General features: G+C 75.1%; 12 protein-coding genes. 6 read left to right on the top strand and 6 right to left on the bottom strand.

Annotated features, from left to right (window positions below):
• Positions 1-15 precede the first annotated feature (15 nt).
• On the bottom strand, positions 16-792 hold the full coding sequence (locus tag ADL08_RS10755; RefSeq protein WP_053641854.1) for an SAM-dependent methyltransferase: 777 nt from the start codon (positions 790-792) through the stop codon (positions 16-18).
• A gap of 141 nt (positions 793-933) precedes the next feature.
• On the opposite strand from ADL08_RS10755, the gene ADL08_RS10750 reads away from it, so the two are divergent.
• Positions 934-1,401, top strand: a complete 468-nt coding sequence (locus ADL08_RS10750; protein WP_053641853.1) for an SRPBCC family protein — start codon at positions 934-936, stop codon at positions 1,399-1,401.
• Between the two features lie 53 nt (positions 1,402-1,454).
• Here the strand turns inward: ADL08_RS10750 and ADL08_RS10745 are convergent, their stop codons facing one another.
• Positions 1,455-2,681 carry an ROK family protein gene (locus tag ADL08_RS10745; protein ID WP_053641852.1) on the bottom strand — a complete coding sequence of 409 codons (1,227 nt, stop codon included), beginning with the start codon at positions 2,679-2,681 and terminating at the stop codon, positions 1,455-1,457.
• Positions 2,682-3,273: 592 nt separating this feature from the next.
• Here ADL08_RS10745 and ADL08_RS10740 point away from each other — a divergent pair.
• Both ADL08_RS10740 and ADL08_RS10735 read left to right on the top strand, forming a co-directional pair.
• Complete coding sequence (locus ADL08_RS10740) at positions 3,274-4,500, top strand: MFS transporter (RefSeq protein ID WP_053641851.1); 1,227 nt, start codon at positions 3,274-3,276, stop codon at positions 4,498-4,500.
• A 169-nt stretch (positions 4,501-4,669) separates the two neighbouring features.
• Complete coding sequence (locus ADL08_RS10735) at positions 4,670-5,158, top strand: VOC family protein (protein WP_053641850.1); 489 nt, start codon at positions 4,670-4,672, stop codon at positions 5,156-5,158.
• Positions 5,159-5,211: 53 nt separating this feature from the next.
• Here ADL08_RS10735 and ADL08_RS10730 read toward each other — a convergent pair whose 3' ends face one another.
• Positions 5,212-5,496: an antibiotic biosynthesis monooxygenase gene (locus tag ADL08_RS10730; RefSeq protein ID WP_234352091.1), complete on the bottom strand. Its 285-nt coding sequence runs from the start codon at positions 5,494-5,496 to the stop codon at positions 5,212-5,214.
• Positions 5,497-5,579: 83 nt separating this feature from the next.
• On the bottom strand, positions 5,580-6,275 hold the full coding sequence (locus ADL08_RS10725; protein ID WP_053641848.1) for a TetR/AcrR family transcriptional regulator: 696 nt from the start codon (positions 6,273-6,275) through the stop codon (positions 5,580-5,582).
• A 198-nt stretch (positions 6,276-6,473) separates the two neighbouring features.
• On the opposite strand from ADL08_RS10725, the gene ADL08_RS10720 reads away from it, so the two are divergent.
• Positions 6,474-6,956: a nitroreductase family deazaflavin-dependent oxidoreductase gene (locus ADL08_RS10720; protein ID WP_053641847.1), complete on the top strand. Its 483-nt coding sequence runs from the start codon at positions 6,474-6,476 to the stop codon at positions 6,954-6,956.
• 75 nt (positions 6,957-7,031) lie between these two features.
• Here ADL08_RS10720 and ADL08_RS10715 read toward each other — a convergent pair whose 3' ends face one another.
• Positions 7,032-8,384, bottom strand: coding sequence for a geranylgeranyl reductase family protein (locus ADL08_RS10715; protein ID WP_199836989.1), 1,353 nt, complete (start codon positions 8,382-8,384; stop codon positions 7,032-7,034).
• Between the two features lie 340 nt (positions 8,385-8,724).
• On the opposite strand from ADL08_RS10715, the gene ADL08_RS10710 reads away from it, so the two are divergent.
• Complete coding sequence (locus ADL08_RS10710; protein WP_053641845.1) at positions 8,725-10,089, top strand: dipeptidase; 1,365 nt, start codon at positions 8,725-8,727, stop codon at positions 10,087-10,089.
• Between the two features lie 96 nt (positions 10,090-10,185).
• Positions 10,186-10,884 (top strand): MBL fold metallo-hydrolase, encoded by a 699-nt coding sequence (locus ADL08_RS10705; RefSeq protein ID WP_053641844.1) that lies wholly within the window; start codon positions 10,186-10,188, stop codon positions 10,882-10,884.
• A 36-nt stretch (positions 10,885-10,920) separates the two neighbouring features.
• Here the strand turns inward: ADL08_RS10705 and ADL08_RS10700 are convergent, their stop codons facing one another.
• Positions 10,921-11,955, bottom strand: a complete 1,035-nt coding sequence (locus tag ADL08_RS10700; RefSeq protein ID WP_053641843.1) for an NUDIX hydrolase — start codon at positions 11,953-11,955, stop codon at positions 10,921-10,923.
• Positions 11,956-12,013: the final 58 nt, after the last annotated feature.

Here is a 12,013-nt window from a genome sequence, read left to right as displayed (position 1 = left end):
GACCGGCGGGGACGCTCAGTCCCCGGCCACGGCCACGAGGGTCAGGTAGGCGATGCCGAGGACGCCCCGGTAGCCGTTCAGCCAGCTGGAACGCTGCCGGTCGACCCGGTCGCGCGTCTCGGCGGCCAGGGGGTGGCCGGGGTTCGCGGCGAGCCAGACCTCCGTGTCGTACCGGTAGCCGGACTCGAACTCCTCCCACTCCTCGGCGCTCGCCGTCTCGATCCACGCGGGCCGGAACCCGGCCCCGATCGCGAGGTCGACGAGGGCGCCGAGGGAGAGGTGGTCGCCGGTGCGGGCGCCGGGCCACATGCCGGCCAGTTCGGTCTCGGTGGGGGTGCGCTCCCAGAAGCCCTCCCCCAGGACGACGCGGCCGCCGGGCCGGACGAGCCGGCGGAGTTCGCGCAGCGCGGCGGCGGGGTCGTGCGGCAGGTCGGGGTCGCAGAGCGCCTGGCTGGACCCGAGGCAGAGGATCGCGTCGACGGGGCCGCGGTCGGTGCCGAGCGCCGACTCCTCGACGAAGGACACGCGGCCGGCGAGTCCGCGCTCCTCGGCGAGGACGCGGCCGCGGGCCAGGTCCTCGGCGTTGATGTCGATCCCGACCCCCTCGGCTCCGGGGGCCCCTTCGAGGACGCGCAGGAGCAACTCGCCCCAGCCGCAGCCGATGTCGAGCACGTCGGCGGGCCCGGAGGCGGCGAGCCGTCCCAGGAGGCGGGTGGCGCGGGCCTCGGAGAGCGGCCCGTGGAAGGTGAGGCTGCCGAGGCGCGGGGGAAGGGCGGAGTCGGAAGAGGTCATGGGGCGGAACGCTACGTCGTACGGCCGGACGGGCCCACCGGTTTTCGGCGCGCGCGCCGGGGAGGATCCGGACCCGGGCGGAGACGCGGACACTCGTGGGCGCCGTGCGGGGCCTTCCGGACATCCCCTAGCCTGGGAAGGGTGTACACCACGCGCGTGTCCCGCCACGTCGACGCCCCGCCCCTGGACGTCTACCGGACGCTCCTCGACCCGGAGGCCGTCGCGCGCTGGCGGGTGCCGTACGGGATGAGCTGCCGGGTGCACGAGTTCGACGCCCGCGAAGGGGGCGCGTTCCGGGTCTCGCTGCGGTACGGGGCGGAGGGCGGCGCCGGGAAGTCGGGGCCGCGCACGGACACGTACCACGGCCGTTTCGTGGAGCTGGTGCCGGACGAACGGGTCGTCGAGATCGTGGAGTTCGAGACGGCGAACCCGCTGCTGCACGGCGCCATGACCCTGACGACGACCCTGGTCCCGGACGGCGGCGGCACGGAGGTCCTGGTCGTCCACGAGGGCGTCCCGGACGCGATCCCCGCCGCCGACAACGAGACCGGCACTCGCATGGCCCTGGACCGGCTGGCGGCGCTGCTCGAAGGGCGCCCGGAGCCGTAGCCCGCGAAGCGGGGACGGCGGGGGCCGGTGGGGACCGGTGGGGGCCGGACGGCTCAGACCGGTTCGCGGGAGAGGGCCGCCAGGGGGTCGTCCAGGACCGGCTGCCAGGCGAGTTCGGCGGCGCCCACGAGGCTGTTGTGGTCCAGGGTGCAGGGGAGGATCGGCACGCCGCCGCTGCGGCCCCAGAGGCTGCGGTCGGCGACGACCGCGCGGAGGCGCTCGGGGTCGGCGTCGAGGAGCTCGCGGTGGAGGCCGCCGAGGACGATCCGGTCCGGGTTGAGGATGTTCACCAGACCGGCGAGGCCGAGTCCGAGGCGGTCGATCAGCTCCCCCACGGCGACCCGGACGCCGGGGTCGTCCCGGCTGGTGCGCAGCAGGTCGCGGGACTGCTGGAGCAGCGAGACCTCGGGGCCGGGGACGCGGCCCGCGACCGTGAGGAAGGCGAGCGGGTCGGTCTCGACGTCGAGGCAGCCCCGGCCGCCGCAGTGGCACGGGCGGCCCTCCGGGTTCACCGTCAGGTGGCCGACCTCCAGGGCGAGGCCCGCGCTGCCCGTGTGCAGGCGCCCGTCGAGCACGAGCGCGCCGCCGACGCCCCGGTGGCCGGTGGCCACGCAGAGCAGGTCCCGGGCGCCGCGCCCCGCGCCGTGGCGGTGCTCGGCGAGGGCGGCGAGGTTCACGTCGTTGCCGGTGAAGGCGGGGCCCTCGATGCCGGCCTCCCGTACCCGCTCGGCGAAGATCTGCCGGACCTGCGCCCCGGCGGGCCAGGCGAGGTGGAGCGGGTTGAGGGCGGTGCCCTCGGGCTCGGCCACCGCGGAGGGCACGGCCAGACCGGCCCCGACGCAGCGGCGGCCGCTCTCCCGGAGGAGGGCCGCCCCGGCGTCGACCACGGCGCCGAGGACCTGGGCGGGGTCGGCGGAGACGGTGACGCATCCGGGGGCCGTGGCGACGATCGTGCCGCCGAGGCCGACGAGCGCGGCCCGGAAGCCGTCCGCGTGGACCTGCGCGGCGAGGGCGACGGGGCCCTTCTCGTCGACGGCGAGCCGGTGCGAGGGGCGGCCCTGGGAGCCCGCCGCGGCACCGGGGTTGGAGTCGACCCTGATGAGGCCGAGGGCCTCCAGCTCGGCGGCGACGGCGCCGGCGGTGGCGCGGGTGACGCCGAGCTCGGCGGTGAGGACGGCCCGGGTCGGCGCCCTGCCGGTGTGCACCAGCTCAAGCGCGGGGCCGAGCGCGTTGCGCCCCCTGTCCAGTCGCGTCCGGGTCGTCGTCGCCTTGCCGTTCATGGGGGCGAGTCTCCCATGATCGGACGACGCCCCCGACCTCACGGCCCGGGGGGCCGAGCCTTCGGCCCGAAGGAACTCGACCCCACGGCCCGAGGAGGCCGAGCCCTCGGCCTGAGGGAATCGGGCCTCGCGGTCCGGGAGGGCTTCAGCCCCGTGACCTCAGGGGACGGGCCTCGAAGCCCGAGGAGGTACGGCCGCGCGCCCCGAGGAGCGACCACGGCTCGAAGGAGCCAGGGCCGTGCAACTCGAAGGACCGACGGCCGTAGGACTCGAAAGCCCCACGGCCGTACGACGCCGAGGGATACGGCGGTGCGATCCGAAGGACCCACGGCCGTACGACACCGAAGGGCACGGCGGTGCGACCCGAAGGACCCACGGCCGCACGACACCGAGGGGGCACGGCCGCACGCTGCGAGGAACCACCGCCGCGCCGGGGGTCGCAGCCGGACAGCCCGGAGGGACCCCGGCCGCACGGCCCGGAGCAGCCGGGCTCACGGCCCAGAGCGGCCGGGCTCGCGGCCGGACTCGCGGCCGGACTCGCGTACCCGTCCACACGGTTGATTCCCCCGCCCCTCGCCCCTATCCTGAGTTTGTGCCGCTACTAAACAAAGTACGGACGGCCGTATCGGGGGGCCCCGGCGGAGACACCGCCACCCGCTCCCTGTCCCGCCTCCGCTCCGCCCTGACCCTCTTCTTCGCGCTCGACGGCTTCCTGTTCGCCGGCTGGGTGGTCCGCATCCCCGCCGTCAAGGAGCAGACCGGTGCCTCCGCCGGGGACCTCGGCCTCGCACTCCTCGGGGTGTCGGCGGGCGCCGTGGTGACCATGACGCTGACCGGGCGGCTCTGCCGCCGGTACGGCTCCCACGCCGTCACCGTCGCCACCGCCGTCCTCCTCTCGCTCTCCGTCGCCCTGCCCGCGCTCACCCGCTCGCCGCTCTCCCTCGGCCTCGTCCTGCTCGTCTTCGGCGCCGCGTACGGCGGCATCAACGTGGCGATGAACAGTGCCGCCGTGGACGTCGTGACCGCGCTGCGGCGCCCCGTGATGCCGAGCTTCCACGCCGCGTTCAGCCTCGGCGGCATGCTGGGGGCCGGGCTCGGCGGCCTGCTCGCCGGAAGCCTCTCCCCCACCACCCACCTCCTCGGCCTCACGCTCGTCGGCCTGGCCCTGACGGGCGTCGCCGGACCCGTACTCCTGCGCCGCCCCTCCCCCGCCCCGCCCGAGGCCCTTCCGGCGCCGTCCCCCGCCCCCGGCGCACGGTCGGGCGCCCCGCGCCGCACGGTCCTCGTCTTCGGGGTGATCGCGCTCTGCACGGCGTACGGCGAAGGCGCGCTCGCCGACTGGGGCGCCCTCCACCTCACCCAGGACCTGCACGCCCATCCCGGGGTGGCCGCCGCCGGGTACTCCGTGTTCGCGCTGACCATGACCGCCGGCCGGCTCTCCGGCACCGCGCTGCTCGAACGCCTCGGCCAGACCCGCACCCTGGTCGCGGGCGGCGCGACCGCCGCGGCGGGGATGCTGCTCGGCGCGCTCGCGCCGACCGTCTGGGCCACGCTCCTCGGCTTCGCCGTGACCGGTCTCGGCCTCGCCAACATCTTCCCCGTCGCCGTGGCCCGCGCCGGCGCGATCGCCGGCCCCGGCGGGGTGGCGACCGCGTCCACCCTCGGGTACGGCGGGATGCTGCTCGGCCCGCCCTCGATCGGGTTCCTCGCCGACTGGTTCTCCCTGCCGGCCGCGCTCACCACGGTCGCGCTGCTCGCCGCCGGGGCCGCGGTGATGGGGTACTGGGCCCGGGACACCAAGCCCGCCCGGACGGCCTGAACGCCCGCTCCCGGGCGGGCCCGCCGGGCCGCCGCACCCGACGCCGGGGGCTCCCGGCAGACGCCGCCGACGACGCACGCGCTCCGGTACGACGAGATGCGCGACGCGGAGCTCTCGGAAGAATGGGTTCCCGATGGCCCCCCACGGGGCCGGAAAGAGGGAACCCTCCATGGCTGCCACCGGCACCTCGATGAACCTCACCCGGGCCGCCCACGTCGGGATCTCGGTCTCGGACCTGGACACCTCGATCGCGTTCTACACGGCCCTGACCAGCCGGGAACCCGTCGCGGAGGGGACCATGAGCAGCGTGCCGTTCGGCCGCTCGCAGGGGCTGCCGACGGCGGACCTGCGGTACGCGACGATCAACATCGACGGCCTCGGCATCGACCTCGTCGAGTTCCGGGACCCGGTGGGCGAGCGCACGGACGGCAGGGCGAACCGCCCCGGCTCCATGCACCTGTGCTTCGAGGTCGACGACTTCGACGCGGTGCACGAGCGGATGAGGGAGGCGGGGTACGACTTCCTGGGCGACGCCTACACGTTCCTCGCGGGCGAGGTCACCCCGGACGCGGCCCTCGGCACCCGGGTCGCCTACTTCAACGACCCGGACGGCACCAACCTGGAGATCATCCGGCCGGAGGGAGGCTTCGCCCGGTAGGACGACCGGCAGTCGTCCGGGCGGACGCGTTCAGGGGCCGGACGGGAGGCCCCTCACTCCAGGGGCGCGAGCGTGAAGTGCCGTACCCGGAGCGGCGCGGCCAGGTACTCGTCCTCGCCCGGCAGGACGACGGGCCGGTCGCGCCAGTGCTCGCCGGCGTAGTCGACCAGGGCCCGCTCGTCGCGCCAGCGGCTGACGTACAGCAGCGCGTCGGGCGGCGCGAGCAGCACCTCGTGGTCCACGAGGCCCGGGTAGCGGTCGGGGAACTCGCGCACCGCGGAGACGATCATGTCGTGGAACGCCTCGAACCGGTCAGGACGTACGCGCGCCTCACTCACCCTGATGATCACACCGCCAGGGTGTCACGCGCGCCGGTGCTTCGGGAAGACCGGTGCTTCGGCGGCCCGGCGGCCCCGCGTGTTCAGCCGCGCGGAAGCAGGCCCACGTCCTGGCCCAGGCGGCGGGCGGCCGCGGTGAAGAAGGCGTCGCGGTCCTCGACGACGCGGTGGAACTGGCCGAACACCTCGAAGGAGACCAGGCCGAAGAGCTGCGACCAGGCGGCGACGAGCGCGACGGCGAGGGCCGGGGGGAGGTCCGGGGCGAGGTCGGCGGCGATCCGCCCGGCCTCGGGCCGCAGCGCGTCCGGGAGCGGAGGGAGGGCGAGGCCCTCACCGGCGTGGGCCAGGCGGACGATCCCGATGAGGGCGAGACCGACGCGGGCGGCGGGGGCCACCGTGTCCCGGGGCGCGGCGTAGCCGGGGACCGGGGAGCCGTAGATCAGGGCGTACTCGTGGGGGTGGGCGACCGCCCAGGCGCGGACCGCCCGGCAGACGGCGGTCCAGCGGTCCAGCGGGCGCTGCCCGGCGGAGTCGGCGGCGGCCTGCTCGGCGGCGGCGCCGACGGCGTCGTAGGCGTCGACGATCAGGGCGGTGAGGAGGTCGTCGCGGCTCGGGAAGTAGCGGTAGAGCGCGGAGGACACCATGCCCAGCTCGCGGGCGACGGCCCGCAGGGACAGCTTGGCGGCGCCTTCCGCCACGAGCTGGGTGCGGGCCTCGTCCTTGATGGCGGCGGTGATCTCGATGCGGGCGCGGGCGCGGACTCCTCGGACGGTCGTCATGGAGAGCAGTGTGTCACTTTCGGAGCACCGGAACGAAACGAGAGCGGTGGAACGGAAAAGGAGCGCCGAAACTAAATGAGAGCACCGCTCTTGAATGTGAGCACCAAGCCGTGCACACTGATCTCAAGCGAGAGCACTGCTCACGATTTTCTCACCGCCGGAAGCCCCGCCCTCGCCCCGAAGCCCCAGGAGGCAGCCATGTCCGCCCAGCCCGCCAGCACCCACGTCATCAAGCCCGGCTGGTTCACCGTGAACGTCTTCAACCGGCTGGTCGCCTGGGCCACCCGCCGCGGCATCAGCGTCTGGGGGTCCCGCGTGCTCGCCGTCCGCGGCCGCAAGAGCGGCGAATGGCGCCGCACCCCCGTCAACCTCCTGACGGTGGACGGCGCCCAGTACCTCGTGGCCCCCCGCGGCCACGTCCAGTGGACCCACAACATGCGGGCCGCCGGCGGCGGACAGCTGCACCTCGGCAAGCACGTGCAGGAGTTCACCGCCGCCGAGGTCGCCGACGACGCCAAGCCCGCGCTGCTCCGCGCCTACCTCAAGCGCTGGAAGGCCGAGGTCGGCATCTTCTTCGACGGGGTCGGTCCCGACTCCTCCGACGCCGAACTGCGCGCCGTCGCGCCGAAGCACCCCGTCTTCCGCATCACGACGACGGGCCCCGCCACTCCGGCCGCGTGAGCGGACCGGACCGGCGGGGCCCGTACGAGTCGATCGCGCTCCCCGGCGGCCGTGCCGAACCGCCGGGAGCGCGCGTCAGGCGTCCGGCTCCGCGCCCTTCGCACCCTCAGCGGCCCGCGGCTCCTCGGACTCCGCGGCCCCCGGCTCCTCCGGCTCCGACACGTCCCGGTCCTTCGCCGTGACGCCCCGGCCCGCCGGGCCGACGCCGGACGAGGTGTCCATCCGCTTGTCCAGGAGCTCCAGGGCCCGCCTGGCCAGACCGTTCGAGCGGACCATGCCGCCGAGGGTGGCCGAGCCCCGGGTGATGTCGGCGAAGGCGTTCCAGGCCGGCCGCACCCCCGTGAGCGTGGCGTGCAGCAGCCCCGGGCGGCGCTCGAAGACGGCGAGCATCCGCCGCCCGACCGCCATCTCCACGCCGAGGCCCGCCTTGACGGCGAAGGCGTAGTTCAGGGCCTGGCGGCGGGCGTCGACCGCGTCGTTCGCCTCGGCGACCCGTACCGCCCACTCGCCCGCGAGGCGGCCCGAGCGCAGCGCGTACGAGATGCCCTCGCGCGTCCACGGCTCCAGGAGACCGGCCGCGTCGCCGCAGACCAGGACCCGGCCGCGGGAGAGCGGCGAGTCGTCGGTGCGGCACCGCGTCAGGTGGCCGGAGGAGACCGAGGGCTCGAAGCCGGCCAGACCGAGCCGGGCGACGAAGTCCTCCAGGTACCGCTTGGTGGCGGCCCCCTCGCCGCGCGCCGAGATGACGCCGACGGTCAGCGTGTCGCCCTTGGGGAACACCCAGCCGTAACTGCCGGGCATCGGGCCCCAGTCGATGAGGACGCGCCCCTTCCAGTCCTCGGCCACGGACGGCGGCACGGGGATCTCCGCCTCCAGGCCCAGGTCGACCTGGCCCATCTTCACCCCGACGTGAGCGCCTATGCGGCTGGCACTGCCGTCGGCGCCGACGACCGCGCGCGCCAGGATCGTCTCGCCGTCGGCCAGGACGACGGCGGCGGTCCGCCGGTCCGGCACCGCCGGTCCGTGCTGCTCCAACCGGGTCACCGTGGCGCCGGTCCGCAGCTCGGCGCCGGCCTTCTGCGCGTGCTGGACGAGCTGCGCGTCGAACTCGGGGCGGTTGATGAGCCCGAAGAGCATCCGGCGCGAGCGGCGGGTGCGGGCGAAGCGTCCTTCGAGGGAGAAGGTGACGGCGTGCACCCGGTCCTGGAGGGGCAGTTCGAAGCCCGGCGGGAGCGAGTCGCGGGAGGGGCCGATGATGCCGCCGCCGCAGGTCTTGTACCGGGGCAGCTCGGACTTCTCCAGGAGGAGCACCCGGCGCCCGGCCACCGCCGCCGCGTAGGCCGCGGACGCGCCGGCCGGTCCGGCGCCGACGACCACGACGTCCCAGACGTCCGCCCCGCCGTCCGGGTCCGCCGCCCCGCCGTCCACGGCGGCGGCCGCGTCCGCCGGGCCGCCTTCCACCACGTCCGCGAGGCCGTCCGCGCCCCCGTCGCCCGCCGCGCCCGGGGTCTCGTCCCTCGCCGCCTCCGCACCCGTGCCCTCAGGAGCCGCGCCCTCGGGCTCGGTGTTCTCCGGACCGGCGTTCCCTGCGTGCTCGCTGCTCACGATGTGCTTCTGCTCCTGATCCGACCGGGGGTCTGCTCCTGACGCATCCTACGGCGCGGTAGCCGGGGCCCCGGCCGTAGGATCGACGGTGCGTTCGCCGCGCCACGACACGCGACGAACGCCCTCCTCCCGTCGTAACGTCGCACCCACCAGGAGCGTGCCCATGACCGCGAATCCGATCGCCGAGACCGTACGGTCCCTGATGCCCCGCGCCAGGACGGAGCTCACGGAGCTGGTGGCCTTCGAGTCGGTGGCGGACGAGAACGTGGCCCCGCGCAGCGAGTGCGAGGCGGCGGCGAACTGGGTCGCCGACGCGCTGCGCGCCGAGGACTTCCAGGACGTGGCGCTGCTCGACACCCCGGACGGCTCGCAGGCCGTGTACGGCATGCTCCCCGGCCCGGCCGGCGCGCCGACCGTCCTGCTCTACGCGCACTACGACGTGCAGCCGAAGCTGGACGAGTCCGCGTGGCTCTCCCCGCCGTTCGAGCTGACCGAGCGCGACGGACGCTGGTACGGACGCGGCACGGCCGACTGCAAGGGCGGGGTGGTCCTGCACCTGCTCGCGCTGCGCGCCCTGAAGGCGAACGGCGGCGTCCCGGTGACGGTCAAGGTGATCGTCGAGGGCTCGGAGGAGCAGGGCACCGGCGGCCTGGAGCGGTACGCCGAGGAGCACCCCGAACTGCTGACCGCCGACGCGATCGTGATCGGCGACGCGGGCAACTTCCGGGTGGGCCTGCCGACGGTGACCGCGACCCTGCGCGGCATGACGATGATCCGGGTGCGGATCGACACCCTGGAGGGCAACCTGCACTCCGGCCAGTTCGGCGGCGCCGCCCCGGACGCGCTCGCCGCGCTGATCCGCGTGCTCGACTCGCTGCGCGGCCCGGACGGTTCGACCGTCATCGACGGCCTGCCGGGCGACGCCGTGTGGGAGGGCCTCCAGTACCCGGAGGAGAACTTCCGCCAGGACGCCAAGGTGCTGCCGGGCGTGGACCTGCCGGGCGGCGGCACGGTCGCGGACCGCATCTGGGCGCGCCCCGCCGTCACCGTCGTCGGCATCGACTGCCACCCGGTGGCCGGCGCCACCCCGTCCGTCCCGAGGACGGCCCGCGCGCAGGTCAGCCTGCGGGTGCCGCCGGGCCAGGACGCGGCCGAGGCGACGAAGCTGCTCTTCGCCCACATCGAGAACCACACGCCGTGGAACGCCCGGGTGACCCTGGAGCAGGTCGGCCAGGGCCAGGCCTTCCAGGCGGACACGTCGAGCCCGGCGTACGCCTCGATGGCCGAGGCGATGGAGGTCGCGTACCCCGGTCAGGAGATGCAGACGGCCGGTCTGGGCGGCTCGATCCCGCTGTGCAGCACGCTGGCCTCGCTGTACCCGGAGGCGGAGATCCTGCTGATCGGCCTGAGCGAGCCGGAGGCGCAGATCCACGCGCCCAACGAGTCCGTGTCGCCGGAGGAGCTGGAGCGCCTGTCGGTGGCCGAGGCGCACTTCCTCGTCAACTACGCGCGCTCGAAGCAGGCCTGACGCGCTTTCGGTTCCTGATCGGGTTCAGCGTTCGGCGAAGCTCGCCGAGAGCGTAGAACCGGGCGGCGGACCTGCGCGGACGCGTAGGTTCGCCGCATGGAACCCCTCATCGTGACTCCGCGGCTGCACGTGCTCGACTACTCCATAGGCCAGGCCTACCTCTGGCGGGACGAGGAGGAACTGACCCTGGTCGACGCGGGGTGGGCGGGTACGGCGGACGCGACGACGGCGGCCGTACGGGCGGCCGGTCTGGACCCGGACCGGCTGCGCCGCATCGTGCTGACCCACTGCCACGGGGACCACGTGGGCGCGGCCCAGGAGCTGGCGGACCGTCACGGGGCCGAGATCGTGGCGCACCGCCTGGACGCGCCGGTGGTCCGGGGCGAGGCCCCGGTCCCCGAGCCCGACCTCCTGGACTGGGAACTCCCGCTGTACGAGCACGGTCTGACCGTGCCGGAAGCGCCGCCGACCCGGGTGGACCGGGAGGTGGAGGACGGCGAGGAGCTCGGTTTCGGCGACGGGGCCGTGGTGGTCCACGTCCCCGGCCACACCCCGGGCTCGATCGCCGTGCACCTCCCCCGCCACGGCGTGCTGTTCGCCGGGGACACGGTGGCCTCGGTGGGAGAGGTGACCTTCGGCGTGTTCCACGTCGACCGCGCCCTCGCCCTGGAGTCGATGCGGAGGCTGGCGGAGCTGGACCCGTCGGTGCTGTGCTGCGGGCACGGCGCGCCGGTGGTCACGGACACGGCGGCCCGGCTGAGGGCGGCGGCGAGGGCCGGAGCGGTTCCGGCCTGAGCGGTCGGTCCCGGTCGTCGCCGCCGTCCCGGCCGGTCACCCCACCGGGACCCCGGCCTCCAGGTTGAGGACCGTGCCCCGCTCCCGCGCGCGCAGGGCCCAGCGGAGGCGCTGGTAGCGGACGGGCGGCAGCAGGTCGGCGGCCTCCTCCTCGGTGACGAAGCGCCAGCCGCGCAGTTCGGCGCCGGGGAGGCTCAACCGCTCGGTGTCGGCGGCGCGGAGGGTGCCCCCGTCGAAGAGGAGGCGCAGCCCCCCGTACCCCGGGGGCGCGGGCCGTTCCCAGTCGACGAGCAGCAGCCGGGGCACGGCGTCGAGTGCGAGGCCGACCTCCTCGGCCACCTCCCGCATCCCGGCCCGGGCCGGGGGCTCGCCGGGCTCGACGACGCCGCCGGGGAACTCCCAGCCGGGCTTGTAGGTGGGGTCCACGAGCAGGAAGCGGTCCTGTTCGTCGAAGAGCAGCACGCCGGCGGCGACGGTCTCGCCGGTCGGTTCGGGCGTCTGGACGATCCCGCAGGGGGCGGCGAGCCCGCCCCGGACCGCGTCGGCGACGGTCCGGGCGGTCTCGGCCACGGTGAGCGCGGAGTTGTCGACGGGGTACGCGTCGGCGGCGAGCCAGCCGAGGGCGGTGCGGTACGGATCCACGTGCGCGTGGCACCACTCCCGGACGCGGGCGTCGGCCTCGGGATCGCCGTACTCCGCCCGGGTGTCGATCCGTTGTCGCAGGATCGTTTCCTCAGGTGAGAGCAGGATGTGGCGCACCTCGATGCGGCGGGCGGCGAGCCCGCCGAAGATCTCGTCCCGGTACTCCTGACGGAGCAGGGTCATGGGGACGACCAGGACGCCGCCGACCTCGGCGAGCAGGGCGGCGGCCGCGTCGACGACGAGCCGCCGCCAGATCGGCAGGTCCTGGTAGTCCTCGACCTCGGCGAGCCGCTTGGCCGGAAGCAGCCGGCCGAGCGCCCCGCCGACGAGTTCGGGGTCGTACAGGGTGCTGTGCGGGATCAGCTCGACCAGTTCACGCGCGGTGCTGGACTTCCCCGCGCCGAACGCCCCGTTGATCCAGACGATCACGTTTCCCCCTCTTCGGTAGCCCCCTGTGGCTTGCCCGCAACACCCTGCCACGGAAACC

The sequence above is a fragment of the Streptomyces sp. NRRL F-6492 genome (genome assembly GCF_001280125.1).
Classification (GTDB): Bacteria; Actinomycetota; Actinomycetes; order Streptomycetales; family Streptomycetaceae; genus Streptomyces.
This window is presented reverse-complemented; position numbering and strand designations above follow the sequence as displayed.